Origin of the sequence: Tolypothrix tenuis PCC 7101 (assembly GCF_963874875.1) — a bacterium.
In the GTDB taxonomy this organism is placed as follows: Bacteria; Cyanobacteriota; Cyanobacteriia; order Cyanobacteriales; family Nostocaceae; genus Aulosira; species Aulosira tenue.
The window spans coordinates 4,238,105-4,264,438 of the sequence record NZ_CAWNJS010000001.1 but is presented as its reverse complement, the minus strand read 5'-3'; the positions used below and the strand labels follow the sequence as shown (position 1 = coordinate 4,264,438).

At 41.5% G+C, this 26,334-nt stretch carries 22 protein-coding genes; 12 read left to right on the top strand and 10 right to left on the bottom strand.

Annotated features, from left to right (window positions below; all coding sequences use genetic code 11):
• Positions 1-33: 33 nt before the first annotated feature.
• The gene (locus tag AACU25_RS17345) at positions 34-1,632 is read left to right on the top strand and encodes a radical SAM protein (RefSeq protein WP_321206593.1); all 1,599 of its coding nucleotides are present in this window, start codon (positions 34-36) and stop codon (positions 1,630-1,632) included.
• A gap of 495 nt (positions 1,633-2,127) precedes the next feature.
• On the opposite strand, the gene AACU25_RS17340 is transcribed toward AACU25_RS17345, so the two are convergent.
• The 3 genes from AACU25_RS17340 to AACU25_RS17330 all read right to left on the bottom strand — a co-directional run bounded on the left by AACU25_RS17340 (position 2,128) and on the right by AACU25_RS17330 (position 5,957).
• Entirely contained in the window at positions 2,128-4,590 is a 2,463-nt protein-coding gene (locus AACU25_RS17340) for a VIT domain-containing protein (RefSeq protein ID WP_096577663.1), read from the bottom strand.
• Positions 4,591-4,945: 355 nt separating this feature from the next.
• The gene (locus AACU25_RS17335) at positions 4,946-5,383 is read right to left on the bottom strand and encodes a DUF6918 family protein (protein WP_096577661.1); all 438 of its coding nucleotides are present in this window, start codon (positions 5,381-5,383) and stop codon (positions 4,946-4,948) included.
• Between the two features lie 283 nt (positions 5,384-5,666).
• Complete coding sequence (locus AACU25_RS17330; RefSeq protein ID WP_096577660.1) at positions 5,667-5,957, bottom strand: hypothetical protein; 291 nt, start codon at positions 5,955-5,957, stop codon at positions 5,667-5,669.
• A gap of 660 nt (positions 5,958-6,617) precedes the next feature.
• On the opposite strand from AACU25_RS17330, the gene AACU25_RS17325 reads away from it, so the two are divergent.
• Positions 6,618-6,989, top strand: coding sequence for a DUF2237 family protein (locus tag AACU25_RS17325; RefSeq protein WP_096577658.1), 372 nt, complete (start codon positions 6,618-6,620; stop codon positions 6,987-6,989).
• 27 nt (positions 6,990-7,016) lie between these two features.
• Here AACU25_RS17325 and AACU25_RS17320 read toward each other — a convergent pair whose 3' ends face one another.
• Positions 7,017-12,413, bottom strand: a complete 5,397-nt coding sequence (locus tag AACU25_RS17320) for an ATP-binding sensor histidine kinase (protein ID WP_096577656.1) — start codon at positions 12,411-12,413, stop codon at positions 7,017-7,019.
• Positions 12,414-12,773: 360 nt separating this feature from the next.
• Here AACU25_RS17320 and AACU25_RS17315 point away from each other — a divergent pair, with 360 nt between their 5' ends.
• The 7 genes from AACU25_RS17315 to AACU25_RS17285 all read left to right on the top strand — a co-directional run bounded on the left by AACU25_RS17315 (position 12,774) and on the right by AACU25_RS17285 (position 18,653).
• Positions 12,774-13,349, top strand: coding sequence for a TetR/AcrR family transcriptional regulator (locus tag AACU25_RS17315; protein ID WP_096577654.1), 576 nt, complete (start codon positions 12,774-12,776; stop codon positions 13,347-13,349).
• Positions 13,350-13,489: 140 nt separating this feature from the next.
• Complete coding sequence (locus AACU25_RS17310; protein ID WP_096577652.1) at positions 13,490-14,779, top strand: ABC exporter membrane fusion protein; 1,290 nt, start codon at positions 13,490-13,492, stop codon at positions 14,777-14,779.
• A gap of 95 nt (positions 14,780-14,874) precedes the next feature.
• Positions 14,875-15,243: a DUF2834 domain-containing protein gene (locus AACU25_RS17305; RefSeq protein WP_096577650.1), complete on the top strand. Its 369-nt coding sequence runs from the start codon at positions 14,875-14,877 to the stop codon at positions 15,241-15,243.
• Positions 15,244-15,368: 125 nt separating this feature from the next.
• Positions 15,369-16,535, top strand: a complete 1,167-nt coding sequence (gene devC / locus AACU25_RS17300) for an ABC transporter permease DevC (protein ID WP_096577648.1) — start codon at positions 15,369-15,371, stop codon at positions 16,533-16,535.
• A gap of 70 nt (positions 16,536-16,605) precedes the next feature.
• On the top strand, positions 16,606-17,319 hold the full coding sequence (locus AACU25_RS17295) for a DevA family ABC transporter ATP-binding protein (protein ID WP_096577646.1): 714 nt from the start codon (positions 16,606-16,608) through the stop codon (positions 17,317-17,319).
• 292 nt (positions 17,320-17,611) lie between these two features.
• Positions 17,612-18,265, top strand: a complete 654-nt coding sequence (locus AACU25_RS17290; RefSeq protein ID WP_096577644.1) for a MotA/TolQ/ExbB proton channel family protein — start codon at positions 17,612-17,614, stop codon at positions 18,263-18,265.
• Positions 18,249-18,653 carry an ExbD/TolR family protein gene (locus AACU25_RS17285; RefSeq protein WP_096577642.1) on the top strand — a complete coding sequence of 135 codons (405 nt, stop codon included), beginning with the start codon at positions 18,249-18,251 and terminating at the stop codon, positions 18,651-18,653. The genes AACU25_RS17290 and AACU25_RS17285 overlap by 17 nt, the downstream gene beginning before the upstream one ends.
• A gap of 254 nt (positions 18,654-18,907) precedes the next feature.
• On the opposite strand, the gene AACU25_RS17280 is transcribed toward AACU25_RS17285, so the two are convergent.
• From AACU25_RS17280 to AACU25_RS17270, 3 genes are all read right to left on the bottom strand, one after another.
• On the bottom strand, positions 18,908-20,002 hold the full coding sequence (locus tag AACU25_RS17280) for an AI-2E family transporter (protein WP_096577640.1): 1,095 nt from the start codon (positions 20,000-20,002) through the stop codon (positions 18,908-18,910).
• A gap of 163 nt (positions 20,003-20,165) precedes the next feature.
• Positions 20,166-20,609 carry an NUDIX hydrolase gene (locus tag AACU25_RS17275; RefSeq protein WP_096577638.1) on the bottom strand — a complete coding sequence of 148 codons (444 nt, stop codon included), beginning with the start codon at positions 20,607-20,609 and terminating at the stop codon, positions 20,166-20,168.
• 35 nt (positions 20,610-20,644) lie between these two features.
• The gene (locus AACU25_RS17270; RefSeq protein ID WP_096577636.1) at positions 20,645-21,043 is read right to left on the bottom strand and encodes a hypothetical protein; all 399 of its coding nucleotides are present in this window, start codon (positions 21,041-21,043) and stop codon (positions 20,645-20,647) included.
• Between the two features lie 254 nt (positions 21,044-21,297).
• Here AACU25_RS17270 and folD point away from each other — a divergent pair, with 254 nt between their 5' ends.
• The 3 genes from folD to AACU25_RS17255 all read left to right on the top strand — a co-directional run bounded on the left by folD (position 21,298) and on the right by AACU25_RS17255 (position 24,133).
• Entirely contained in the window at positions 21,298-22,191 is an 894-nt protein-coding gene (folD, locus tag AACU25_RS17265) for a bifunctional methylenetetrahydrofolate dehydrogenase/methenyltetrahydrofolate cyclohydrolase FolD (protein WP_096577632.1), read from the top strand.
• 115 nt (positions 22,192-22,306) lie between these two features.
• Positions 22,307-23,236, top strand: a complete 930-nt coding sequence (crtE, locus tag AACU25_RS17260; protein WP_096577630.1) for a geranylgeranyl diphosphate synthase CrtE — start codon at positions 22,307-22,309, stop codon at positions 23,234-23,236.
• Between the two features lie 426 nt (positions 23,237-23,662).
• The gene (locus tag AACU25_RS17255; protein WP_096577628.1) at positions 23,663-24,133 is read left to right on the top strand and encodes a divergent PAP2 family protein; all 471 of its coding nucleotides are present in this window, start codon (positions 23,663-23,665) and stop codon (positions 24,131-24,133) included.
• Positions 24,134-24,290: 157 nt separating this feature from the next.
• On the opposite strand, the gene AACU25_RS17250 is transcribed toward AACU25_RS17255, so the two are convergent.
• The 3 genes from AACU25_RS17250 to AACU25_RS17240 form a co-directional block, all read right to left on the bottom strand.
• Entirely contained in the window at positions 24,291-24,926 is a 636-nt protein-coding gene (locus AACU25_RS17250; protein ID WP_096577626.1) for a hypothetical protein, read from the bottom strand.
• 146 nt (positions 24,927-25,072) lie between these two features.
• Positions 25,073-25,402 (bottom strand): MgPME-cyclase complex family protein, encoded by a 330-nt coding sequence (locus tag AACU25_RS17245; protein WP_096577624.1) that lies wholly within the window; start codon positions 25,400-25,402, stop codon positions 25,073-25,075.
• A gap of 63 nt (positions 25,403-25,465) precedes the next feature.
• Entirely contained in the window at positions 25,466-26,185 is a 720-nt protein-coding gene (locus AACU25_RS17240; protein ID WP_096577622.1) for a SnoaL-like polyketide cyclase, read from the bottom strand.
• Positions 26,186-26,334 lie beyond the last annotated feature (149 nt).

Below are 26,334 nucleotides of genomic sequence, written 5' to 3'. Positions count from 1 at the left end.
GAACTTGCAAACTGTTCCTTCAAGAGTGCCAATATGACACAGCAAAATAACTCTGCGTTTATCTCCCATACTGCACCCTCGACTATGACAAACAAGAAGCGTCCGACAATTGGGCTGATTGAACCGCCCGCAACAGGACTTTACGATGCAGACGGCAAAAATTGGACTTCTTTATATAGACATCGCTCTTTAATTAGTAAGCAAGTATTGTTAGCTGACTTGCAAGCTGGTGGATTTGATGCCCGCTTGGTCAACCTCAGAGATGACAATTATAGTGAAGAGTTTGGAGAGATTGTCTGGAAAGGGATGACCCTGCGGAAAACATACGTCGGGGGTAAAATTTCCGCCCTCGACCCCGAAGCATTCGACGCTTGGGGTATTACAGTCAATTTCTCCCAAGACCGCCAAGTCAGTTGTATGTTGATTGAGCATTTAGCCAAAGGCGATCGCCCCATTGTGGTTGGCGGTTCGGATGCGCTAGCGGAACCACACCACTACTTCAAAGCTGGCGCAACAGCAGTGGTTCAGGATAAATCCGGCGGAGCAAACTGGGCGATTTTCGACTATGTACTGGGAAAAACTCCAAGAGAAGAACTCACAGGTGTGATTCTCGCCGATGGTCAACAATATCCTCGCAAAACTAAAGCCAAAAGTCCTGATGAGTGGGCGCTACCCTCTTTGGAAGTAGCAAAAGAATGCTTAGGGACACTCCCCAACGTCCAAGGATTTGTACCTGTTGGTTCCTTAGTTGCAGACATTGGATGCGATCGCACCTGTGATTTTTGCATGACACCCACCTACGGGACTGGCTTTCGCAGAATGTCTCCAGCTACAGCCCTGAAATGGTTAGAGATTCAGAAACAGGCGGGGGCTGTGTCGATCAATATCGGTTCCGATCAATTCCTCGCCCGTGGATTGTTCCCTGGAGGACGAGAGGAGATATTGGAAATTACCAATGGGGCGCGGGAGATGGGAATCACTCTCATGTGGCCCAATGGTTTAGAACTGCGGAAAACAACTCTCGGTGCTGGACGCAACTATGAAAGCAGCGACCTCCGACCAGATGAAGAACTAATTGCAGCCTTGTTTGGTTGGGACGGTAAAGTTGGTTGTCCTTTGGCTTATATACCGGCTGAACGTCCTGTTTTTGGACGAGAAGCTTATAAGAAACTGCTACCTTGGCAGGAGCATTGTACATTGATGAAATCTGTAGTTAGCACTGGTATACCAGTTGTTACTTATGGCATCATTATCGGGCTACCAGATGATGACCATGATGACTTGTTGCGTCTGGAGGAAGCTATTTCGGAACTGGTGGATGAACTAGTAGAAATTAACCCAAAATTAGAATTTCAAACTTCCTGCTACAGCATTATTCCCTTACCCGGAACTCCGCAATCTTGTAACTTACGTAAAACAGGAATGCTGCAGTTTGAAGATACTTGTCTTTGGGGGGTATGGACAACTACTTCCAATACTCGTCATCTTACTTACGAAGAAGTTTCTGATTGGCAAATTCGTCTGTCTAATATTCGCAGAGCGCCATCGGCATTTACCAACTATAACGGCGAATATTCCGCGATGGTGAGTACAGCTTCCTCCAACGACTCCAAGATTGTGTTGGGAGTTTGAAGTAAATATCATGGGGCATGGGGCATTGGGCATTGGTGTCAACTTAAGCTAAAAGCTATATAGGGCAGGCGTTGTACAAATACCTCGCGCCCTCATCCCCTAACCCCTTCTCCCTCAGGGAGAAGGGGAACTAAATCTCTTGCTCCCCTCTCCTGGTGGGAGAGGGGCTGGGGGTGAGGGCGAAACCTTGCAGCCAAGCGGGTTTCACATTAAGTTGACACCAGTGGGCATTGGGCATTTCTTATGCCCGCGAAATCTAGGATATATCTGGTGGGGGTATGATCCCTGACTCACAGGATGTTATGGGGTTGACGACGTAATCTAAATAATGCGATCGCACCGGGAAAACCTGATTTTTTAGTAGTCTGCCAAAGTTGTGTTGACAGTCAGGGGAAAGGGTAAGGGGAAAAGAGTAAAGGTTTAAAACCCTTCCCCTTTGCCCTTTGCCCTTTTCCCAATCTACATCTGTCAATATTTGTGTGTTGAACTACTAGTTTAGACTTGTTGCATTTGAATTGTGAGAATGACTGTGGTTGTAAAAATTCTGGGTATTCGCCAAGTTAAAAGCGATCGCCTGATTTTTTCAATTACTTCATGTTCTTTTAGAGAAGACAACTGCTCATCAAGCACTACCTGTCTCACCCTTCCTTTGCTAATTTGCAACTCAAATACTAAATTGCCAGTGAAAATTGTAGAGAACTGAATTGATTGTAAATGTTGAGTAAGCAGAGAAAGCATTTGTTGATCCAATCCTGAGATACTCACAATTTGCGGACGATAAACAGGTGCAATTTCTGAGAGTTTCTCTGCCAATTCTTCCAACTCTGCATCTGTGGTTCCAAAATTTCCTCCACCTGGAATTGGGTAATTACTTTCCTTTTTAGCCTTTTTCTTTTCTACTTTAAATAAATCCATCACGTCAAAAGATGGTTTTGCCATTGGTGGCATTTCTGCCATTGGTACAGGGGGAGATATGGGGGCTGGGGCTGATTGAGCCATAGACTCAGGTCTTCTTCGGCGTTGCAGAAACTCAGGTGCAGTAGACGGAGTACTGATCATTGGTGCTACAGCACTACCAAATATGCCCTCATAGCTAATACCTTCAGGCATTTCTACAGGTACTTGCACAGAAACAGAAGCTTCGCTGGGATTAACACGCACATCATCGCTGACGGCAACGAAGGCTGTATATTGCGATAACAGTTGATAGGTAAGGGCTGTATCCGTAACAGCTTCAACGCCTAGCTTAGTTTCACCAATCACCATCTGATTCATCAAATCTTTGATGCGGGAACGACCCCAAAGTTGAGCGATCGCAGGATTACCTGTGGCTGTAAAATCCAGTTGGAAGGTGTGTTGGTAGCGCGTACCACCCGCAGCAATGCCAGTAATATGCAATTTTCCTGCACGGCTGTCTGGTTTGCGCCCAAATAGTACTAACGGCTGTTCTGCAAATAAATCCGGTGGTATGGAAGGATACATTACTGGGGATGCACCATCACCTTCCCATTGCAAGTTGATGTTGGCGAGGACAGGATTGTTAATCTGGCGGAAGAATTTTTCCACTACTTGATCAGTTGGTTCATCATAGCGAATTACACGCGCCATACCTCGTCCTAATTCCGCAATGCGATTGAGTAAGAAACGATTCACCGAACTACCTGCACCAAAGCTGTAGAGGCGGGTTCCTGGTTTGAGATGGCGTTGCACTTCTGCCAAAATTTGGTTTTCGTTGCCGATATAGCCATCGGTTAGTAATACAATACTCCGCAAGCGTCCGGGATCAGTAACAGGGAAGTTCAACACTGCACGAATCCCGCGTAACATTTCTGTTCCGCCACCCGCATTTAATTGATTGATGTAATTAATTGCTAAGGCGCGATTTTGCTGGGTATTGGGGAGGGGAACAGGTGAAAGTTGCTGAGTAGTATCAGAAAAATCAATAATGCTGAAAGTGTCGTCAGGATTCAACCCATTAATAAAACGCCGCATCAATTCCTGACATTGCATTAACGGTGCGCCACTTTGAGAACCGGAGGTGTCAATCAGAAACACCATATCTTTAGGAACCAGCTGTTCTGGGCGATACTGGATAGCTGGAATTAAATAAACGGCAAAGTGTCCACCTCTTTCGTCGTTTTGAGTGAGTAAAGTTGCTTGCGTGCTTTTGCCTGCTACTTGGTAGCGTAAAATCAAATCTTTGTTGGGAATTGTATCTCCACCTGCCAGTTTTACTTTTACTCGTTGTCCCTCATAGGCGATTTGGATTTGGTGAGAAGGTGAGGAAATATCTTGAATTTCCACCCCCGCATCAATTTCTACCGTGACATTAATATCATGGCGAGAGCGAGTACCCGCAGGTAAAATCGGTGCATTCAAGCGCGAAGCATCTGGTACTAAGTCAGTATCTTGATTTTGCAACATCGGTGCAGCCGCCGAACCGCCACCTTGGGTATTGTCTTCAATGGTTGTTCCGGGAATGTAACGCGGCCCCACCACCATAGGAAATACAAACTCGTAATTTCCCGCCGTAAATTTTAGGCTTTCGGTGTAGCGAATAATCACATCAATTTGCTCACCGGGTTTGATATTAGCGAGGGATTGAGTAAAAATATTATCTCTTTCCTGTTCCAGCAGCCCAGCCGTGCGTCCTTGTTGTTTAGCTTGCTCGTAGATTTGCTGTGCTTCTTGGCGCTTTTTAATACTACCTTGAATAGTGCGATCGCCAATGCGAATCAGCATATCATCAACAGCAGCCTCATCAGGCAACGGAAATATATAAACAGCTTCTAATGTAGTTGTGAAGGGATTTTCAAAGCTTTGGGTAACTTCCACCCGCGAGATATTGCCCGCTACTTGCGCTTGTACTTCCGTGTGCTTAAGGGGAAAAGCAATTTGCTGTTGATTGGAAGTTTGAATATATAAGCCACCAGCTTGGCGTTCTAAAGTTTGAGTCATATAAATTACCTACCGCTATTTATTTCCTGTCTCTAGCGTAGGTAAGTTTATTGGGCAAAAGTGCTCACCTTTGTGCTCACTATATGCTCAGATGGTGTTTTTGGGCATGGGGCATTGGGCATGGGGCATGGGGAAGAGTCACCAATGCCCCAATACTGCTCGGTTAAGGATTTTCAACTCGGAATTTAGTTTGGGGAAATGGTGCAAGGGTAAGGGTTAAAGGTTTTTTCTAGCCCCTTTTCTCCTTCACCTTTTGCCCTTAACCGACAAGTATTGACCAATGCCCAATCCCATTTAGGTAAGCTAGTAGTTAATTTAATTACGAATTACAAACTACGAATTACTAATTATTTGCTTAGTTCTGAGCGTGCTTACCTATAACCTGAGCAAAATCTGGCACTGCGTCCTCAACATATTGCTTGGCAGAACCGCGAAACTTGTCATAAGTTCCGCGAACAATGGAGCGAGTACTCTTTTGTACCCTCTGATCGGTAACACTCAGCAGTGCATCAGCTGCGCGAGAGCGGCTTTCAACCAAGTAATCTACCGGATCGCCTTTCTCTACCCCTTCACTCCAGATAGGATCGATTGCTGTAAAGCACTGCGGTAGCAGCTGCTCAACAACGTAAGGGATATATCCTGGTTTAACCCCCTTAAGTGCAGCAAAGGCAGTTTTGAGGGCCATACCACCTAAACCTGACTTTGAAGCAATCTGTTTTTCGATCATCGTGCAGCAGTCATCCACAAGCAAATCTTTTTTGTTTGGGTTCAAGAGTTCTTCGCTCAATCCCATTTAAGTCCTCCTAAATTTCACACTACTTAATTTTTATTCAACTATTTTTTTTAGCGACCAGGAAAATACAACCTAGGATAGGATGTCTAAAATCCTACTAAGCGCACCCAGAAATTCTAAACGAATTCCTGGGTGCGTTGCCATACACAAGGTATGAAAAAGACAATTAACACTTCAAGTTAAATTGATCAATTCCGGATATTGATATTTAGAAGACAAAGGAGAAATTACGAAATCGTCTTTACGCCTTCCCCATTACCTTTTCCCCTGAACATATCAAGAGCTAGCTTTCATGTTCTTGAGGATTAGTTACATTTTTGTCGGTTTCCAGTAGACGAGAAATAAATACGTCTGGTTTTCTGCTAACAACAGACTGAACTTTATCAATCGCAATTACTTCACTGATTTTGACAATCATTTCCCACAGAGTATCCTCCTCTGTCTCTTTGTTGTAAGTTCTGTGCTTGAACCACAACAAATCATCCCAAACTCCGATAACTGTGGCGAAATACCATTTATCTCTAATTAATACCCAGATTTCTTGTTCTAAATAGGTCTGTAGGATGGATTTCACAATGGTTGAGATAATGAAAAGACATTGCGCTCCAGATTACACGGATGTTACACGGTGTTGCTACAGTAAAAATACGTAATTAGCAAGTACAAAATCACCTATTCCTGAAGAAATAAGCCTTTAGAGTCTCTATTTTATTCCTTACATGGCAGAGGCTACATCTTTTCCAAATGTTAATTGCTTATGCATCTAGTGTGTAGATTAGAACCTCTGTTTGGGGATTGGAGACTGGGGACTGGGGAACTCGGGGCCCCCTCTGGGGATAACTACCGTGTATACACATCTTGGTTTGGGAATCAAATTGACGCACAAGAACGAAAATTTATTTTTTAAATCCTTGATTTTCCGTTAAATGCTTATCAATAAGTTAGGACTATTGACAATCTAATTGATAATCTCAAAACCTTACCTACTAAGGCTTGCATCTTATGCGGCAAGGATTTTAGGACTTGTGTATACACCGTAGCTGGGGATAAGGGGTAATGGGGACTGGGAAGATGAGGGGAAAAGAGGAGAAATCCCCATTACCAATTACCAATTACCAATTACCAATTACCCATTACCCATTACCAATTACCGATGCCCCATGCCCAATGCCCCATGCCCCTCTATTTGGTATTACTTTAATAACAGAATGAAGTGACTGAAGCTGAGGTGTTTATGGCGGAAGCTAAAAACGTACTAGGAACCAATCTGGAGATTTGCTGTACTTCTCCGATGACTGGTTATTACCGAGATGGGTTGTGCAATACAGGCGGACAAGATTTTGGGATGCACGTTGTATGTGCTCAAATGACAGCAGAATTTTTAGAATTTACTAAATCTCAAGGAAACGATCTCAGCACGCCTGTTCCTCAATTTAATTTTCCCGGATTGAAGCCAGGCGATCGCTGGTGTTTATGTGCAGCTCGTTGGCAAGAAGCGCTAGAAGCTGGCGTTGCTCCCCCAGTTGTACTTGCATCAACTCATTCTCGAGCTTTAGAAGTCTGTAATTTAGACGATATGAAGAAACACTCTCTAGCGGAAAAATAAGGGATGGAGGATTAGAGAAAGGCTTATTTAAATTGGCAGCTGAATGCTGAACTCGCTGCCTTTACCCAACTCAGACTGCACTTCTAGGCTGCCACCATGTTTTTCTACCACAATTTGACGGGCGATCGCTAATCCTAAGCCTGTACCTTTACCTACGCCTTTAGTGGTAAATAAATGGTCGAAGATTCTCGCTTTGATATCTTCGCTCATTCCCTTACCATTATCTGCAATCGAGATGAGAACTTGATTTTCTCCCATTGCCGTGCGAATCGTGATTTTTTGCGGATGGGCTGCTATTTCTTGATAAGATTGATATTTCGCCATCTCATCGAACATATCAATGGCATTAGCCAGGATATTCATAAATACCTGATTTAATTGACCTGGAAAGCATTGTATTTCTGGTAACTGACCATATTCGGTAATTACTTGAATGGCGGGACGGAAATCATTAGCTTTCAGGCGATATTTCAAAATCAGTATTGTGCTGTTGATACCTTCGTGCAGGTTAGCCCTGACTTTATACTCAGTATCAGCACGGGAGAAGGTGCGGAGGCTGGTGCTGATAGACTGAATGCGATCGCTTGCACCTTGCATGGAATTAAGTAATTTTGGTAAATCTTCACTGAGATATTCTAAATCAATGTCTTGAGCCTTTTCTTGCACAGGTGGAGCAGCATCGGGATGATATTGTTGATATAGGGCGATATAGTCGAGTAAATCCTGGACATATTCTTGGGCATTATTAATACTGCCATTCAGGAAGCCGATGGGGTTGTTGATTTCGTGGGCGACACCGGCGACTAAGTTACCCAAAGATGCCATTTTTTCACTCTGAACTATTTGCAGTTGCGATTGTTCGAGTTTTTGGGCGTAGGTTTGTGCTTTTTGATAAAGTCGGGCATTTTCTAGAGAAATCGCCGCCTGAGTGCAGAGGAAGTTAAGCACGAAAATGCGATCGCTAGTAAATACGCCGCTAGTTGAGCGATTTTTTAAGGATACAATGCCAATTAATTGTCCGTGGCTAATAATTGGCAAGCATAACAAACTCTTTGGTTGTTGACGAATCAGATATTCATCTATAACGGGTAAATCCGTTTTGAGATTGTCAATCGTTACGATTTGTTGCGTGTTCTTGACATACTGAATCAATTTCACAGGTAGATTAGGATTACCATCGAGTGGTTCTGAACAAAGTTGTGTAGTTTCTGGTGTAGCTATAGCGACAACTTGCCATTCACCATCGCCATTAGGACAGATTAAAGCACAGCGATCGCCCCCGGAGTTTTGTAAAATAATTTTTGTGAGTTGATGTAGTAAATCATCAAGTTGTAGAGTGGCAGATAGACTTTGAGAAGCTTTGATCATAGTGGCAATATCAATAGCGTTATTGATGTTTGTGTTATGACCCAGGCTAGATTCTGAGGTATTCAGGGAAATATCTTGTGTAATTGTGCTTGTCAAGCTTTCCCACAGGTTCAGGGGTTGGGAAACTGGCTGCAGAATTGGGCGCAGTAAATGGGGATAGCGATGTTCTAGATCGTTACTTTTTGCTTTCGCTCCCCAACGAGCATAGCAGTAATAAGCTTCCTGCATATAGACAGCAGCAATTTTTTCTTTGCCCCAACCAAGGTAAAATTTAGCAGTAAGTTCATTAGCGATCGCTTGTTCTGGGATATAGCCATTTTCTTGAGCTAAAGAAATAGCGCGATCGTAGAAATCTATTGCTTGTTGTGGATGTCCTAAAACACGCTGTTCTTCAGCACAAATCAAATCGTATCGGTGCTGGCAATTCATAGGTGCATAGGTAGCCCAATTTTGCAGCTTTTCTTTCGCATCCGCAATTAATAACCATAACTCATCTGTCTGAGAATTTGCTGATAACTGGGTGAAACAGGCTAAAGCTGTATAAAAATACAGTGTTGGTACATTCAACATCCCAGTACCGCCGCCAGCATTTAGCTTTGCTTGTTGACAATGATAAAATGTCTGGTCATGGCACTCAAATAAATAGGTTAAAGTTACTTTGCACATATGGAAATGCCATAACCCCGTTTTGTCGTTGGCTTTTTCCAGATTGGCTAAAGTTACCCCTTCATCAAAAATTGTGCCTCCTAATTTAATTGGGTTCTCACATTTTCCTAAGAGATTGGCAACGGTTTGATGGACGATATGCAAATAGCCTAAAAGTGCTTGTTGTTTGATGTTTGCCAAGCCTATGCTGTAAGCCTGACATTCTGTTTCTAAGGCTGTGAGTTCTTTACCGACAAAATAAGCATGAAAGGCGTAGGTATAACCAGAATAGCCAGCATAAGCAAGATCGCCAACTTTTAGTCCCAGGGTATAGGCTTCTTGTAATGGTTGTAAAGTTGTCGCCGCATTTTTCACCCAGTGAACAGTAAACTTATTGGTCATGTATAAAACTTTAGCGGCATATTCCTGATTATTAAATTTATCTAATAACTGTAAAGCTAATTGACCAAATTCATAACCTGTTTTGATATCACCAACTACAGCACAAAGTAATAATCCGTAAACCACATATCCAAAGCTGGAGGCGGGAATATTACCGTGGGTGACGGATAGCTGCACCTGCTGACAGCAAATCAAGGGATACAGGGGTGGAGATGCTAAGTATGTAGTTGGGCTAATCTTAACTAAGATTTGCAGCAGTGCTTGGAATTGAGGCGAAGTCATCACAGGTAAGTTTAACAGCTCATCTGTGGAACGTCCTGCTAATTGCTGTCGGGTTTGCTGGAGAAAATCAGCAAAATCTTGTTTATTCGGCTGACTGGGAAATTCAATCCCAAAAGATTGGAGAAAGTTTAAACCCGTGGTTAAAGCTTTGGTAAATTCACCAAGGCTTGTGTAAGCATCGATTTTAATTTCATATACCTTGGCAGCATCTAACAAAGTACGAGCTTGTTGCAAGACAATTTCCGCCAAAGTTTCCATGTGTGCCAAATCGGTATTGAGATAAGCAGCTTCAGCCGCGCTACTGTAGCAAGCTAATGCCAAATCGTACTGAGTTTGCCAGCTATCACTTGGTAGTAAATCGCAGGCATATTTTAAGCAATAGGTAGCAGTATCGTAGGCAGTGGTAGCGATCGCTTTTCGTCCGGCTCTTAAATTTAGCTCTACTAGCCTTGCTTGCTCTAGGGTATCATTGATCAGCGTACAGCCAATATTCAATTGGTTGACGATATCAAAAATTTGCTCCTCTAATTGTTCAGCAGATGTATGGTTTAATAAGTGACGACCAATGCTCAGATGTACAACCTGTTTCTCTTGTTGGGGAATCAGGGAATAAGCAGCTTGCTGGACGCGATCGTGTAAGAATTTGTAAGCAACGCTAATCGCATCAGTATAGTTATCATTTAAACCATCCCCTTGAAAAAACTTGTAGGTTTCACTGATGGGTAAAATTAATCCTTCCTGCAACCCTTGCCACAAGTCAGTTGCTACCTGCTGCGGCAATTTTTCCGAGACAATGGCGAGAGTATTCAAGTCAAATTGATTACCAATACAAGCTGCCAGTTTGAGGATATTTTGAGTCTCATCAGGTAATTTTTGCAACTGCTTGGCCATGAACTCTACCACATCATCGGTTAATGCAGCCTCGCGTACCTGAGTAATATTACATTGCCAATGTCCAGCTTGAATATTAAAGGTGATGAATTGCTCTTGATGCAGAGTTTTGAGAAATTGTGTGGCAAAAAAGGGATTCCCTTGGGTTTTTTGATAGACTAATTCTGCTAGAGGTTGTGCCAAGGTTTCAGCACATTTGAGCATATCTGCCACTAATTGATTCAGGCTACTTCTACTCAAAGATGCTAAAGTAATTCTGTTGATTGTAGCTTTTACTTTGCTGACTTCGTTTAAAGTCAGCATTAACGGATGTCCGGGAAATACTTCGTTATCCCGATAAGCCCCAATCAGCAGTAAATACCCCTGTTCCCTCTCACTCATCAACAACTGCATCAATTTTAAAGATGCAGAATCTGCCCATTGCAAGTCATCCAAAAACATCACCAAGGGATGTTCGGGAGTGGTAAAAACTTGAGTAAACTTCTGGAACAGCAAATTAAACCGATTCTGCGCCGCCGTACCCGATAGTTCTGCTACAGGTGGTTGTATACCAAGAATACATTCCAATTCCGGGATGACATCAATAATTACTTGGGCATTATCTGCCAAAGCCTCAAGAATCCTGGCTTTCCATGCTTGTAGTTGGATATCCGATTCTGAAAGCAACTGTCCCATTAAATCCCGAAATGCTTGGACAAATGCAGAGAAGGGGATATTACGATTATACTGGTCAAATTTACCTTTAATAAAATAGCCTCTCTGGCGGACGATTGGTTTATGAACTTCATTGACAACCGCCGTCTTACCAATTCCAGAGAAACCAGCTACTAAGAGTAATTCTGAGTTACCACTGCTGACTCGCCCAAAAGCATCTAATAGTGTCTGAACTTCTGCTTCTCGCCCATAGAGTTTTTCGGGGATGGAGAAGCGATCGCAAATATCCCGTTCCCCAATGATAAACTGTTGAATATGTCCTGTTTGGTTTAACTGTTCTAAGCAAATTTCCAAATCATATTTTAAGCCTAAAGCACTTTGGTAGCGGTCTTCGGCATTTTTACACATTAACTTAGCGACAATTTGCGCGATCGCTTCTGGTATTTCTGAATTAATTTCGTCTATCCTGGGTGCAGGTTTGGCAATGTGACTATGCACCAGTTCTAAAGGATCGTTACTAGTAAAAGGTAATTCTCCCGTCAACAATTCAAACAACGTCACACCTAGACTATAAAAGTCTGTACGGTAGTCAACGCCCCGATTCATCCGCCCGGTTTGCTCTGGTGCAATATAAGCTAATGTGCCTTCTAATACATTGGGGTGCTTGATTTCTTCGTTTTCTTTCGGTAATAGGGAAGCGATACTAAAATCAATTAATTTGACTTGTTTGGAATCTGGATGAATTAGGATATTTGCGGGTTTAATGTCCTTATGAATTACCCGATGCTGATAAAGCTCATGAAGAATATCGGCTAGTTGCAGCGCGATCACCAATAAATCTAATAAACTTAATTTATGAGTTTGTGTATATTTTGATAACGCTATACCGCCAAAATCCTCCATTACCAGTGCATAGCCATTGCCATAAGGTAAGAGACAATCGGGGCAAATCACACCAGGAAGATGAAGATTTTTAGCGATTGTGTATTGATTACGAAAACGTAACAAGTCATGGAAGCTGGGATAATCTTGTTGCAGCAATTTAATCACTACAGGACGCTGGCTTAACTCTTCCACTCCTCGATAAACTTTTGTCCGATTACCCACATAAAGTTGTTCTAGAATTTCATAGCCTGGTAACAGGGGTAATGGATGTGTGTCGGTATTGTTTGCCAGTCTCATAGCCTGAAACAGTATTTTATAGGAAGTTGTTATCCAGCTTATACTTCCCTAAAATTTGCCAAATAAAACGATTTTTTAATAAAGAAAAGAATAAATTTTTTGGCTAATTTATTGGTAAAAGCAAGATAATAAATTTTCAATTCCTATCCTTAACATATAAAGCAAAATATATTTTAAAGGTTTTTTCTTTCCCTTTTACCATTCCCCTTTTCCCCCTTAACCGACAACTATTGGGTGGAAACTTTAGTGTTTTCTTCGCCTTTTCCCCCTTAACCCAAAACTAAGGCAGTATCTTGACAACTCCGCGTTAAGGATTGTATCGTTATATATAACGAGCGTTCGATATAAATAAGCTCACTTATGCCCAAAATTGTTGATCATGAACAATACCGTAAGGAACTGCTCGGCAAGTGCTTCGATTTATTTGCCCAAAAAGGTTACAGTGCCATCACTATGAGGCAAATTGCTCAAGGTTTAAAGGTTTCTACTGGGACGCTGTATCACTATTTTCCCAGTAAACAAGCTTTATTTGAGCAATTACTAGAAGAAATTTGTCAGCAAGATGTGACGCTAGCATTAGCAGAGTTAGGAGAAAAAAAATCAATACCAGAGTCGATGGAAGTATTGGCAAGATATTTAGTAAAAAACGAAGATTATTTTATTAAGTGGACTTATATCTGGGTTGATTTTTGTCAGCATCAAGATTCTAAAACTATCCAAAGTAGCGGTGTATTGAAGCGTACTAATCAACGATATCAACAAGCTGTTTATGAGTTCTTAGGTATTCAAGATCCGGTTTTGGCTTCCTTTGTATTGAGTTTTGTCAATGGTTTAATTCTGGAAAAATTATGGGGTGATGAAAATATTGATTTTCATGAACAATGTGCATTGTTGGGGAAAATGTTGATGGGGTATTTGGTGGTTGGGGAGGGGTAATGGGTAATGGGTAATGGGGAAGAATATTTATATGTCCTCGATGTAACTTTCTACAAAATCTAAAATCCGTCTTGAAAAGTTTGCTCAACGGGGGGAACCCCCGCACGCAACTTTCCGCAAAATTCAAAATCTAAAATGGTATGAGTTATCGGCTGTTATTAAAACCAAAAAATCAAGGGGTAATTGCATTAGTAATTGCGGCTACTGCGATTACAGGGACAATTGCTGTTTATGCTGTTTCTCAATTTGGACAGTTGGGTAAAACAGCTTCATCGGAAATGGTTCCAACTGCGCCAGTTGTACAGAAAGTAACTGCTTTAGGGAGACTACAACCAGAGGCTGAAGTAATAAAGTTGTCTGCACCGTTAGCTTTAGATGGCGATCGCATTGCCCAAATCTTAGTTGAAGAAGGCGATCGCGTGAAAGCTGGGCAAGTTATCGCAATTTTAGATTCACGCGATCGCTTGCAAACTGCGGTACTACAAGCGCAAAAACAAGTACAAGTCGCCCAAGCTAAACTCGCGCAAGTGAAAGCGGGGGCGAAAACGGGTGAAATTCAGGCGCAGCAAGCTACTGTGGAACGTTTACAGGCGCAATCAATTGGCGATCGCCAAAGTCAAGAAGAAGCGATCGCGCGTTTAGAGGCACAATGGCAAGGAGATAGCATCGCCCAAGCTGCGACAATTAAAAAACTGACAGCGGAACTAAATAACGCCCAAGCCGAATATCTGCGTTACCAACAGTTATATAAAGATGGGGCGATTTCTAATTCTGCATTTGATAGTAAGCGTTTGAGTGTAGAAACCACCAAACAGCAACTAGATGAAGCCCAAGCTGTTCTCAACCGCATCAATACTACTGCGAAGAGACAAATCGCCGAAGCTAAAGTAGGGCTTAACCGCATTAACGCTACTGGTAACAAGCAAATTAGGGAAGCCAAAGCCACACTTAACAGTATTGCCGAAGTTCGTCCTGTGGATGTCGCTGCAGCCCAAACGGAAGTGGAAAATGCGATCGCATCTCTCAAACGCGCCCAAACTGACTTAACCGCAGCCTACATTAAAGCACCCACAACTGGACAAATTCTCAAAATACATTACCGCGCTGGGGAGAAAATCGGGGATTCTGGGATTGCAGACTTTGCCCAAACAGACCAAATGATTGCAGTTGCAGAAGTTTATCAAAGCGATATTAACAAAGTCAAACTGGGGCAACAAGCAGTAATTAGCGGTCAAGCATTTACTGGTGAACTGCGTGGTCAGGTTTCTCAGATTGGCTTGCAGGTAAATCGGCAAAATGTTTTCAGCAACCAACCAGGAGAAAACCTCGATAGCCGAGTGATTGAGGTAAAAATTCGTCTCAACAAAGAAGATAGCAAGCGAGTTGCTGGTTTTACGAACTTGCAAGTACAGACAGCTATTGAATTATAAAGTTTGTTTGCCGTAAAGGATAACGAATGTTCGATATAAAGTGAATTTTGGCGAAATATTCCGGAAATCAGTAATTATCGAAGGTGAATGTCATCATGATTCAAGTTATCTATCTTCTCCTTTGTATTCTGGGCTTCGTTTTACCTTACTCCCAATTTCTACCTTTTGTTTTAGAACATGGGCTGGATATCAAACTATTTTGGCAACAGCTATTTGCTAATCAAATTTCTGGTTTTTTTGGCATGGATGTGATTGTTTCCTCCCTAACTTTTTGGACATTGATATTTTGGGAAGGGACACGGCTAAAAATGCAAAATCTCTGGGTTTATGTTTTTTGTAATCTTTTAGTTGGCGTTTCCTTTGGCTTGCCTTTATTTCTATTAATGCGACAACGCCAATTAGCACAAGCAGATGAACAGCAATTTCATGACTTACGTAACTGGCACAATGATCCTCTGGTATAAGAGTCAAGAGTCAAGGGTCAAAAATTTAGATTTTTTGGACTCTTGACATTTGACCTTTGACAAACCTAAACGAAAAAAACATGACACTTGCGTAAGTCCTAAATTTATTAAGGAATGATTTCTAGATGTTGTCTAAATTCTTCCGCAAAACTCCGCTAGCTTGGCGGCAGTTAATGAAAGAAAAAACTCGTTTGGCAATAGCAGTATCAGGTATTGCTTTTGCCGATATGCTGATGTTTATTCAGTTAGGTTTTGAAGGGGCGCTGTTTGATGCAGCCGTTAAACCTCATCGTAATTTACAGGCAGATTTAGTTTTAATTAATCCGCAATTTCAAACTTTATTTTCAGTTAAAAGCTTTTCTCGTGAGCGATTGTATCAAACATTAAGTTATGACGGTGTGCAGTCGGTAAATTCGGTTTATATTAGCACCGGACAATGGCGAAATCCCCAAACAAGACTGGATCGTGCAATTTTGGTGTGGGGTATTGATCCAGCAAAACCCGCTTTTTTATTCCCAGAAGTTCAGCAACATCAAAATGATTTGAAACAGTTATATCAAGTCATGTTTGACCAAGCAGGACGGCCGGAATATGGGGATATTGCCACTATTTTGAAACAAACAGGCAAATTTGAAACTGAATTAAATGGTAAAGGTATCAATGTCAAAGGTGTTTTTAGTAATGGTGCTTCCTTTGCTGCGGATGGGAATGTAATTGCTAGTGACTCTACTTTTTTACAACTTTTCCCTGACCGCAAAGCCGATCAAATTGAAGTTGGGTTAATTACTCTCAAACCTGGCGCAAATCATGAACAAGTGCGATCGCAATTAGCCGCAGGTTTACCTAATGATGTCATAGTTCTGACTACTGAAGGATTTGCCCAGATTGAAAAAAGTTACTGGGCCAATGGTACTGGTATTGGCTTTATTTTCGGCTTGGGTGTAGGAGTTGGGTTTATTGTTGGGATTGTAATTGTCTATCAAATCCTGTATTCCGATGTCTCCGAACACTTACCAGAATACGCCACCCTCAAAGCAATGGGTTATAGCGATCGCTATTTATTAGGAGTGCTGTTGCAAGAGGCATTATTCTTAGCTTGTTTAGGTTTTTTACCCTCCTTTTTCCTTTCACTGGGACTTTATCAGCTAACCTACGCTGCAACATTATTGCCCATTTTCATGAAAGTAGAACGGGCAATCACAGTCTTTATTTTGACCATCATCATGTGTACTTTTTCGGGTGCGATCGCCATGCGAAAATTACGCGCCGCCGACCCCGCCGATATTTTTTAATTTCCTTAACTCTTGTACAGACGCGATTCATCGCGTCTCACCGACAACTCTTGACTCTTATTTAATATTTATGCTCCCCGAAACTACATCCACTACTTTAGCTTTAAAACCAGTCATTAATATTAATAACCTCAACCATTACTTCGGTGAAGGTTCTCTAAAAAAACAAGTTTTATTTGATATTAATTTAGAAATTAAAGCTGGCGAAATTGTGATTATGACTGGCCCCTCTGGTTCAGGTAAAACTACCTTGTTAACTTTGATGGGTGGACTGCGATCGGCACAATCAGGTAGTTTAACAATCTTAGGGGAAGAAATTTGCGGTGCTAGTAAAAAGCAGTTAACTAAGCTACGCCGCCAGATTGGGTATATTTTTCAAGCCCATAATCTCATGTCATTTTTGACAGCTAAAGAAAACGTACGGATGTCTCTAGAGTTACATGATGAGTTTCTGCATGAGAACATCGACAAAAAAGCGATCGCCATGTTGGAAAGTGTAGGATTAGGACACCGTGTAGATTATTACGCAGAAAGTCTTTCTGGGGGACAAAAACAACGGGTTGCGATCGCCCGCGCTTTAGTCAGCCATCCTAAAATTGTACTAGCAGATGAACCAACAGCCGCACTCGATAAAAAGTCAGGACGCGATGTGGTGGAGTTAATGCAAAAATTAGCTAAAGAACAAGGCTGTACAATTTTGCTAGTTACCCATGATAACCGCATCCTTGATATTGCCGATCGCATTATTTATATGGAAGATGGACAACTAAAAAATAATTCGTAATTCGTAATTCGTAGTTCGTAATTCAACTCTTTGCTTAAACACAAATTCCAGGTAAAAAATCAATCATCTGGCTTTGACATATTGTCAAATATTGACAGATACATTAACTCACAGTAATGTCTTGAGAGTTATCATATAGCCATCTTAAAATGATGTGTGAAATATTTTATGTCAGGTTGTTGACAGTCAACAGTCAACAGTCAACAGCCAAAACCGATTTATTTCACAACTGCAATAGAATTTCTATAGCAGTTTGCTACTTTAAGAGAGTTGAGGAGTAGAAAAATAATAAATGTCATTTAATAACTTATTTACGGCTGGCGGCGTGGTCATGTGGCCGCTACTAGGTTTTTCGGTGTTGGCGGTGGCGCTAATTATCGAACGAGTGAAGTTTTGGATTAAGATAAATACTCGCCAAAATCGCGTAGTGCGAGAAGTATTACAACTTTATCGCCTAGATAATGTAGTTGGTGCTTTAGATAAGTTGCAACAAAATTCTGATTTACCGATGTCGCGAATTTTTCTCGCCGCTTTAGAATTGGAAGAACCAACCCCAGAGGAATTTCGTTTAGCATTAGAAAGCGAATCTCAAGCCGAAATTCCCTTACTTAAGCGCTTTCAAAACATTTTTGATACTATCATTGGTCTTGCACCTTTATTAGGGCTTCTCGGTACTGTTTTAGGATTAATTACCTCATTTGCTTCCTTAGATATTGGTGATGTTGGTGGTACAAAAACATCAGGTGTAACTAGTGGGATTAGTGAAGCCTTAGTCTCTACAGCTTCAGGATTAGTAGTTGCTATCTTTACACTTTTCTTTGCCAATACCTTTCGGGGACTCTATATGCGCCAAATCGCTTGGATTCAAGAGTATGGAGGTCAGTTAGAATTGCTTTACCGCCGTCGCTATGAACGAGGAGAGAAACCCTATGCGCCTACCCGATGAACCAGATTTACCAGCCCAAATTAATATCGTACCGATGATTGATGTCATCTTTGCGATTTTGACATTTTTTATCATGTCAACCCTGTTTTTAACTCGGTCGGAAGGTTTACCAGTTAATTTACCCAAAGCTGCTTCTGCACAACAACAAGCATCCAGCGAACCGATTAATGTCACAGTAGACGCAACGGGAAAAATTAGCGTCAATCGCCAACAAGTTGACCTAAATGTGTTATCAGCCCAAGTGCGTACATTGATGGCTGATAAGCAAGAAGCACTGGTAATCATCAACGCCGATGAACGAGTTAGTCACGGTCAAGTGGTGGCTGTCATGGATAATTTACGCCAGGTACAGGGGGCAAAATTAGCGATCGCCACCCAAAAACCATAATAATAAACAGGCAATTATAGCGTTTCCTAGTCTAGTGAAGTACAAATTTATTTGTTTCCATCTGCATTTATCTGCGGTTAATTATTCTTGCTTGTACCTCACTAGGATGAGAACAGCTATATAAGAAGAATTCAACATTGGGTAGGGGCACAACATATTGTACCCCTACCATTAATTTTATGTGATGCTGCAAACTTTTAAACACCTGTAAAATTCAGCTTTCTTAATTTTGAATTTTGAATTTTGAATTGTTATTATTCCCCTACCTCAACGGGTGAATGATGTTTGATATTGTCATTCGATACAATTACTTGAGTAAATACACCATCACGCCAGCCATCTGCTAAATCTTTAATAAAACTAGCGATGGGTATCGCAATTAATAAACCTAATACTCCGCCTAACTTAGCTCCTATTAGTAAAGAAATTACTACCCATACAGGATTTAAGCCTGTTAAATTACCAAGAATTCGAGGGGCAATAAAATTAGCATTTACTTGGTCAATTGCTACTGCTATTCCTAATACTTCTACCCCTAACCAAATATTTTGTAATGCTACTAAAAAACTAACTATAGTGATACCTATACCTGTACCAAAAGGGAAGAGGGAGAAAAAGCCAATCCCAATTCCAAAAAGTAGCGCCAAGGGAACTTGTAGCGAGAAAAATGCCAAAGTCATCGCTACACTTAACACTGCACCTAATGTAGCCTGACCAATAAAATAATTATGAAAATCTTCTCTTAAAAATTCTCTTACTTTTGGGCCAATATGATGTGGAAACCACTGAAAAACTCCATCCCATAAACGCTTGCCATTTAATACCATGTAGACAGTCAAAACTACTGTTAGCAGCACATTGACAACAATCCCAATAGTATCAAAAGCAACGCTAACAACTCTGCCGGTAAAAGATTGCAGTTGGTTAGAAAATCTATCCAAAATTTGCGTGGCTATACCAGACAAATTTACAGGAAGTTGTTGTGTCGCCGCCCAATTTTGAAAAGCCTGGATTTGTTCACCAGCAGAATCAACCCAATAGGGAAGAATATTCGCTAATTCATTCAGCTGTTCTATAATCAGCGGTACTAAGATAATACCTAAAGCGACTAAAATCACCACAGCTAAAAGTAAAACTACGCCAATAGCTAAGTTACGTTTTACCCCACGTTCTTGCAGAAATTGGATGGGATAATTCAACACAAAAGCTAATAAGACAGCGGCAACAAAAATACTTACTAAAGGTTGAAAATATTGCACAACCTGAAGTAATAACCAACCATTAAGAATAATAATAGGAAATGCCAATCCTATATTTAACCATCGCGGTAGTTTGTTGAGTGATTGCATTAGTGGTTACTCCGGGGGATTGGGGACAAATCAATTCAAAATTCAAAATTCAAAATTCAAAATTACGGAACTCCTGGAAGGGGTAATAATTGAATGACTCGTGAGTAAAGACGCGATTCATCGCGTCTCTACAATTGTTGACCCTTTATATGATTCCAAATCTTTACGCTTCACAATGTAGATTGCTTTCTATAAAATCCAACATAATTCGCTGATGCATTGGCCCTAAAGGTCTGACTTCAGCAGCAATTGTTGAGTAACAAGTACCTTGGCGAATATCTGCTGGTGTTAAAAAGCCCATGTCCCAGCCTTCATTTAACACGAGTTGATTTGAATCCACTAATAGCGGTGCATGAAATACATGACGGATGACTTTATCATCCCAATAACAGCAAAATTCTGAAAACTTTGGGTAATCGTAGCCAATTTCTTCTAAAACTTCGCGCTTAACAGCAATATTTGGCGTTTCTCCAGACTCGATATGTCCACCAAAAAGTGCCCAGTAGCCAGGATAAAGAATATTCGGGTTATTATCCCGCAGCTGCATAAGAAACTTGTTGTCTTGGTAGAGAATTGCGATCGCAACCTGTACCTGCTGATTTTCCATAAATTTTTATATAAGTTATATAATTCGTCCCAAATTTAAGAATCTTCTTCTAAATAAACTTCGCCAAACTCCTTACCAGCAAGGGGTATGCTTTTATAGCGAACTTTACCTTTAATCACTATTTGGTCTCCCTTCGCCAACTTAGTTTGATTGGTCACCACCCAAATTTTGCCAGTGGAATCATCAATTTGATACGCCCAGCGTTTTGCTAGGGGTACTTGCCTTTCTACTTTACCTTGGATATAAACTGTAGCCTGGTTGTTTTGCTCTGGTTTAATCTCCCGAATTGGCGTAACGTTACTACCAATACGCAAATTCCCCACACCAAAACCAGATTGTGTGACGTTACCACAACCAAAAAGTCCTACTACCAGAAAAAATAACAACCCTAATCGATAAGCAAAAATACTGGAAATCTGAGAAAATTTTGGCATTGGTCATTTGTCCTTTGTTATTTGTCATTGGTTATTGATCATTGGTCATTTGGCTTTTACCCCCATTCCCCAGTACCCATTCCCCATTCCCCAACCCCCAAAGATAATATGATTTTGTTGTTTGACAGACGCTAAGGCATAAAATAACAAGACCATCATAGTCAATAGCCAAAGTTGACTGATGACTGTTGACTTTGCCACAAACGGCTAGATACTGGTCTTTGGACTTAAGGCGAATATAGCTGGAAATTCTCATGGAAACAAAAACTGCCAAACTTCTTGATGGTAAAACCTTAGCTGAAAAAATTCAGCACAAACTTTTAGAACGTATTGCAGAGTTACAACCAAAAATTGGTCGTCCCCCTGGGTTAGCAGTGCTGATGGTGGGTGACAATCCCGCATCCGCTGCTTATGTACGCAATAAAGAGAAAGCTTGCGCTAAAGTGGGTATTGCTTCTTTTGGTAAGCATTTTCCTACCCAAACCACTCAAGCAGAATTGGAAGATGCGATCGCAGCACTCAATCAAGATGAACAGGTAGATGGGATTCTTGTACAGTTACCCTTACCTCCACATTTAGACTCTATTCGCTTGCTGCATCAAATTGAGCCAGATAAAGACGTTGATGGATTGCACCCGGTGAATATGGGGCGATTGGTGCGCCAAGAAGCAGGTTTACGGAGTTGTACACCAGCTGGTGTGATGCGGCTGCTGCAAGAATATAAAATTTCTTTGCCAGGAAAACAAGCAGTGGTAGTGGGACGTAGTATTTTGGTAGGTAAGCCAATGGCGTTAATGCTTGTGGACGCTGATGCTACCGTTACCGTTGCCCACTCACGATCCCAAGACTTAAAAGCGATCGCCCAGAATGCCGATATTCTCATCTCAGCTGTAGGCATTCCAGGATTGATTACTGGTGAAATGGTGAAACCGGGCGCTGTTGTGGTAGATGTGGGGATAAATCGTGTCACCGATGCTAGTGGCAAAAGTCGTTTAGTCGGCGATGTCCACTGGGAATCGACAGCTGGCGTGGCGGAGTTTATCACCCCAGTTCCGGGAGGCGTTGGCCCTATGACTGTCGCTATGTTGTTGCAAAATACATTTGCTAGCTATTTAAGGCGGCAAGGAATCAAGAGCGATGAATTATGAATTATGAATTATTCTTCCTAATTCTTAACTCTTAATTACTCATGTTTTGAGATCCAAAGCCCCTTAAAATTGTGACGTATATGACAAAAATACCAAAATTTCAGGATTTTACAGAATGGTAGCAACTGATAAGTTTAAAAAGATGCCAGAGACAGCCACGTTTAACCTATCAGCGTATCTCAAAGAGCGTCAACAGCTTTGTGAAACTGCTTTGGATCAAGCGCTTCCCGTTTCCTATCCAGAGAAGATTTACGAGTCGATGCGCTATTCTCTCTTAGCTGGTGGCAAACGTGTACGTCCTATCCTGTGCCTTGCTACCAGTGAAATGATGGGTGGCACAATCGAAATGGCAATGCCAACAGCTTGTGCGGTGGAAATGATCCACACAATGTCATTAATTCACGATGATTTGCCAGCGATGGATAATGACGATTACCGTCGGGGTAAGCTGACAAACCACAAGGTTTATGGCGAAGATATCGCGATTTTAGCTGGTGATGGTTTGTTGGCTTATGCTTTTGAATATGTCGCCATCGCCACCCCTTTAACTGTCCCTAGAGATAGAGTATTGCAGGTAGTAGCGCGTCTTGCTAGGGCATTAGGGGCTGCTGGCTTGGTTGGGGGTCAAGTAGTGGATCTAGAATCGGAAGGTAAAACAGATACTTCCCTAGAGACGCTGAATTACATTCATAACCACAAAACAGCTGCCCTTTTGGAGGCTTGTGTTGTTTGTGGTGGTATCTTAGCGGGAGCATCTGTTGAAGATGTACAAAGACTAACTCGGTACGCTCAGAATATTGGTCTGGCATTCCAAATTGTCGATGATATTTTAGATATCACCGCCACTCAAGAACAATTAGGCAAAACTGCGGGCAAGGATTTGAAAGCCCAGAAAGTTACATATCCCAGCCTGTGGGGAATTGAAGAATCTCGCGTTAAAGCCGAACAGCTCATTGAAGCAGCATGTGCGGAATTAGACGTATTTGGAGAAAAAGCACAACCTTTAAAAGCGATCGCTCATTTTATTATCAGCCGCAATCACTAAGTCAACCCCTACGGGAATTTTACTCATTAATTCCGTAATCTCACTTAGTAGCCCGTAGGGTAATACCAATTCAAAATGCAAAATTCAGAATTGAGTAACTTAGACAGCATCTAGGTTTTAGAGTTTGAATTTGTTACCTGCTTGTAGTGAATTGGTATAAATTGTCATCAGACATCAGAACTTTGTGATTTTAACTGCCAGCTTCGCGATGGTCAATTTTGGATTTGAGACTCACCGTATTGCGAATTTTCCTCCAGTTTTTATATCAAAGTGGCAGAGGTGCTATGTTTGAAAATTCAAGATTTTCAATCTAAAATCCAAAATTGGTATTAGCAAGTGGCTTAATGTTGTTGGGTTGCATCCAAAATGTTTTTCAAAAAATAACTGCTGCTAATAGCTAATATTTACTAACATCCCCAAAATACCATGCAGGACATAGGCGACATCTTAGACAACCGGGTGCTGCTGGTTGCTCTGATAGCTTGTTTAATTGCTCAATCGATGAAGCTCGTCATCGAGATAGTTAAAAATCGCAAACTTAATGTTCGTGTTTTAGTAACCACAGGCGGTATGCCTAGTGCTCATTCGGCTCTAGTTACCTCTTTAGCAACAGGTGTTGGGCAAACTCTGGGTTGGTCATCGCCTGATTTTGCTCTGGCTACAGTTTTTGCCATCATTGTCATGTACGATGCAGCTGGAGTTCGCCAAGCCGCAGGGAAACAAGCGCGAATACTCAATCAAATGATTGATGAATTATTTGATGATAAACATGACTTTACCCAAGACCGCCTGAAAGAATTGCTGGGACACACACCAGTTCAAGTAATAGCTGGGTCGGCTTTGGGAATTACCATATCTTTCTTAGCTAAGTCTTTTTTATTAGCCAATAGTCTATAGTTAATAGTCAATAGTTCAGCCTCCAGTAACTATTGACTCTTAATATCGCAATCTAACTTAATTAGGAGAAATGACTTTTTTAGGGAGGGAACAAGGGACAGGAAACAGGGAACACAGAATCAAGGATAATAGTTTCCCAAGCCTTATCTAGCTACTATCAACGCACATTTGAACGTAGTAGCGTCACCTTGCGGCTATCAACCAAATAAGCCACAAAACCGCGTTCATTGAGCTTTTTCAATGTGTTATGAGCTTCTTTTTGGTTAGTAGTGTAAACTGCCAACAAGTAAGGGCGTTGTCCATAGGAAGCAAAACCTATATCACCTTCCACCACTTTTTCTACATCAGATGCCAATTCTGGGCGGTTGAAATAATCTACTAATACGGCGTAACCTTCCCCCAGGGTTTGTGGCTTAAAGCTGATATTTTGAGGCGCTTGTACATCTGCCGGTTTAGTGGTGATAATGCCAGATAAACCGACAATATTGTTGATATATCTTGCCCATCGTTGAGCATCATCAATTTTATTAAAACCACCTATCCTAGTAACTGTATCGCTGAGGTATTGACAGGTGGTACTTTTTAGTTCATTGGGCAAGGCATTACGCAGTTGCTTTTGATTATCTGCTGTGGGACTAACTATTAATAATAGATATTCGCCAGCATTTGGAGGTTGACAAGCAGGAAGAGCTTGTTGAGCGTTCACAGAACTCATACCATTAATCAATCCTGCGATCGCTAATACTACAGTATGTAGTAAATACGGAAATCTCTGCACAACAGCCTCACACATAAAGAAGATTTTCTTAAAAGATTTCGTCAATGTATATTTTGTTCCCCGGGGGGTAGGGGTAAGGGGAAAAGGGGAAAGGGGAAAGAGAGAACAAGTAATTACCATTACCCATGCCCCATGCCCCATGCCCCATGCCCCATAGTATATTAAGACACGGTAGCAAGAGATGCTAAAGGATCGGAGATTGTTGCCGAAGGTGCTTCAAACTCGCCGACAATTACATATTCCAATCGCAGTTTTAACCAAGTAATAAATTGTTGGTCGGTAGAAATAATTGCAGCAGCAGGTTGAGGACACTTGGCTTTAATTTCAGCCATTTCTGGTGCTTCTAAAAATGCAGGTTGCTTTACTAACCAAAAATCAATTTCTTTTTCTTGTTCGTGGTAGTGACGGGTACGTTCTTTGAGTACCTCATCTAAAGGTTCTTCTTGTATTAAAAATTTTTGACTTGCCAAAACGTAATAGTAAGTTGCCATTTTGATCCTTTGGTTATTAACGATTAACTCAAGGGTACAGTATATAAACTGTACCCTTAAAAATTAACTCTGCTTGAGTTTTTTAAACCAAGAACTGAAGGGACAAGCACTTGCCTTGCTTTCACTACTTGAGAGTTTGCCGCCAGCTGTCAGCTTCTCTAAAAACAGCGTATTGTCAAAGTAGTGTTCCACAGAAATTATCCGCAAGTCATCGGTAACTTTGGCAACGCTCATGCCGATAATTTCTACTGTCTCTCCAGTGGGTGCATGGTCTTTATATGCACCTTTAAAATGTCCCCAGTGCCGCCACTTAAATGTTACGGTTGGTGGCCCGGAGTACACTTCCAAAACTTCCCAAGGAAAGCCTTGCGGAAATGTTGAGTGGAAGATTTGAGCGGATGATTCAAAGGTTTCTCCAGAAGCTTTGTAATGCTCTGAATCAGCCATAAATAGATTGTAAGTACCTTGGGCTGCTAAATCTGTAGCGGTGTATTCTTGACCTCCATTAGTACTCACACGAAATTGGTCATTAACAACAGACAACCACTGTTGTGGGTTGGTTTTGAAAGATACCTCCATCTCAAAGCTTCTGACCAAATTCTGTACGATCGCTTCTAGAGTACCCTCTAAGTGATTACGCGTACTTTCTTTAGCCAAATTCTCTTTAGAGCGAGAATAATCAGGTGGTTCCTGATAGCGCCATTCGGCACCAGTACTTCCTTCAATAACTTTATCTCGATCCTGTACCCAAAGTGGCAAACTGTTAGATTGTGTTGCGCTCATAGAAGTCTTTGCTTAAGATTGTGTCCCCAATTCTTGGATTACGCAGTTAAGACCCCTCTAAGCAATGATTGAGTACTGAGTCAAGTAAAAAGTACTCACCTTGATACACAAAGCACTTACTGCAGTGCTTGTAGCTGGTTTTTTTAACT

Excerpts from the sequence above, each read along its gene's own strand:
- AACU25_RS17345 (WP_321206593.1), top strand. The coding sequence starts at position 34 with ATGACACAGCAAAATAACTCTGCGTTTATCTCCCATACTGCACCCTCG.
- AACU25_RS17340 (WP_096577663.1), bottom strand. The coding sequence starts at position 4,590 with ATGACTCAAACTTTAGAACGCCAAGCTGGTGGCTTATATATTCAAACT.
- AACU25_RS17335 (WP_096577661.1), bottom strand. The coding sequence starts at position 5,383 with ATGGGATTGAGCGAAGAACTCTTGAACCCAAACAAAAAAGATTTGCTT.
- AACU25_RS17325 (WP_096577658.1), top strand. The coding sequence starts at position 6,618 with ATGGCGGAAGCTAAAAACGTACTAGGAACCAATCTGGAGATTTGCTGT.
- AACU25_RS17320 (WP_096577656.1), bottom strand. The coding sequence starts at position 12,413 with ATGAGACTGGCAAACAATACCGACACACATCCATTACCCCTGTTACCA.
- AACU25_RS17315 (WP_096577654.1), top strand. The coding sequence starts at position 12,774 with ATGCCCAAAATTGTTGATCATGAACAATACCGTAAGGAACTGCTCGGC.
- AACU25_RS17310 (WP_096577652.1), top strand. The coding sequence starts at position 13,490 with ATGAGTTATCGGCTGTTATTAAAACCAAAAAATCAAGGGGTAATTGCA.
- AACU25_RS17305 (WP_096577650.1), top strand. The coding sequence starts at position 14,875 with ATGATTCAAGTTATCTATCTTCTCCTTTGTATTCTGGGCTTCGTTTTA.
- devC (WP_096577648.1), top strand. The coding sequence starts at position 15,369 with ATGTTGTCTAAATTCTTCCGCAAAACTCCGCTAGCTTGGCGGCAGTTA.
- AACU25_RS17295 (WP_096577646.1), top strand. The coding sequence starts at position 16,606 with ATGCTCCCCGAAACTACATCCACTACTTTAGCTTTAAAACCAGTCATT.
- AACU25_RS17290 (WP_096577644.1), top strand. The coding sequence starts at position 17,612 with ATGTCATTTAATAACTTATTTACGGCTGGCGGCGTGGTCATGTGGCCG.
- AACU25_RS17285 (WP_096577642.1), top strand. The coding sequence starts at position 18,249 with ATGCGCCTACCCGATGAACCAGATTTACCAGCCCAAATTAATATCGTA.
- AACU25_RS17280 (WP_096577640.1), bottom strand. The coding sequence starts at position 20,002 with ATGCAATCACTCAACAAACTACCGCGATGGTTAAATATAGGATTGGCA.
- AACU25_RS17275 (WP_096577638.1), bottom strand. The coding sequence starts at position 20,609 with ATGGAAAATCAGCAGGTACAGGTTGCGATCGCAATTCTCTACCAAGAC.
- AACU25_RS17270 (WP_096577636.1), bottom strand. The coding sequence starts at position 21,043 with ATGCCAAAATTTTCTCAGATTTCCAGTATTTTTGCTTATCGATTAGGG.
- folD (WP_096577632.1), top strand. The coding sequence starts at position 21,298 with ATGGAAACAAAAACTGCCAAACTTCTTGATGGTAAAACCTTAGCTGAA.
- crtE (WP_096577630.1), top strand. The coding sequence starts at position 22,307 with ATGGTAGCAACTGATAAGTTTAAAAAGATGCCAGAGACAGCCACGTTT.
- AACU25_RS17255 (WP_096577628.1), top strand. The coding sequence starts at position 23,663 with ATGCAGGACATAGGCGACATCTTAGACAACCGGGTGCTGCTGGTTGCT.
- AACU25_RS17250 (WP_096577626.1), bottom strand. The coding sequence starts at position 24,926 with ATGTGTGAGGCTGTTGTGCAGAGATTTCCGTATTTACTACATACTGTA.
- AACU25_RS17245 (WP_096577624.1), bottom strand. The coding sequence starts at position 25,402 with ATGGCAACTTACTATTACGTTTTGGCAAGTCAAAAATTTTTAATACAA.
- AACU25_RS17240 (WP_096577622.1), bottom strand. The coding sequence starts at position 26,185 with ATGAGCGCAACACAATCTAACAGTTTGCCACTTTGGGTACAGGATCGA.